This is a genomic window from Sporofaciens sp. SGI.106, from assembly GCF_050314255.1.
GTDB lineage: Bacteria > Bacillota > Clostridia > Lachnospirales > Lachnospiraceae > Claveliimonas.
This window is the reverse complement of the sequence record NZ_JBNPMZ010000052.1, coordinates 1-1,168: the sequence shown is the minus strand read 5'-3', so window position 1 is coordinate 1,168 and position 1,168 is coordinate 1. Positions and strand designations below refer to the sequence as shown.

The 1,168-nt window shown below is 44.9% G+C and carries 1 protein-coding gene; it reads left to right on the top strand.

The features are described 5' to 3' along the window. Positions 1 to 20: 20 nt before the first annotated feature. Positions 21 to 1,168 (top strand): IS66 family transposase (locus tag ACQRCC_RS15510; protein ID WP_427851647.1); only part of this gene is annotated, 1,148 nt, incomplete at its 3' end.

Below are 1,168 nucleotides of genomic sequence, written 5' to 3'. Positions count from 1 at the left end.
AACGGAAGAAGGTGGTCTGATTGACAAAAGATGAAATGAACAAGCAGTTATTACAGCAGGTTAATTCATTAACATCGACTGTAGATTCCTTGAATGCTACAATCAATGCGCAAACACAGCTAATCGCTCAGCTCAATCAGACGATACAGGAACTGAAGGAACAGCTTAATAAGAACTCCAAAAACAGTTCCAAACCACCTTCAAGTGATGGCTTTAAAAAGCCTGCCCCAAAGAGTCTCCGTAAGCCATCAGGCAAAAAAGCTGGCGGTCAAAATGGACACCAGGGGACACATCTGGCGGTGATAACAGCTCCAGATGAAATAGTCAAACATATGCCTTCCGCATGTGAAGGATGCCCGCATTATCAGATATGCAAAGGCACTGCATGTATCGCGGAGAAACGCCTTGTCATCGATGCAGTTGTTACAGTCAATGTAACGGAACATCAGGCACTGGAACTTCCAGTCTGTATGCTGCATGGAGATACCCGCAGAGGGGAGTTCCCTTCAGACATAAAAGCAACTGTGCAGTACGGCGAAAACCTGCAGGCATTAGCTGTTGCATTAAATACCGTAGGTGCCGTCAGCATCAAACGCACCCATGAGATTCTTTCCGGCGTATTTAACATTCCGATTGCAACAGGAACGATCAGCAACATGGTAAAAAGATGCGCTGACAGTCTGAGTGAAACAGTAGGTAAGATCAAGGATAAGATGATCGGTTCTGCGCTTGGACATTTCGATGAAACCGGAACCAGAGTGGATAAAAAACTCTGGTGGGTTCATGATGCCTCAAACTGTGAATACACCTATCTTGATATCAGCCCCAAACGTGGAACTGCAGGCATGGAACAATGCTGTGTCCTCCCGGAATTCAAAGGGATTGCCATGCATGACTGCTGGGCTTCCTACTGGAATTATCCGGATATTCAGCATGCCGTCTGCTGTGCCCATCTTCTCCGTGAATTAACGGGGATTGATGAAAATCATCCTGATCAGAAGTGGGCATCTGCATTTATAGACCTTTTACTGGAAATGAAAAAGGTCAAAGATAAAGCGGTAGAGAAAGGTAAGGATTCTCTGAGCTATTATCACTATCATAAGTTCGATAAGAAATATGATGAACTTATCGAACAGGCCAGGAAGGAAAATCCACTTCCCGAAACCAC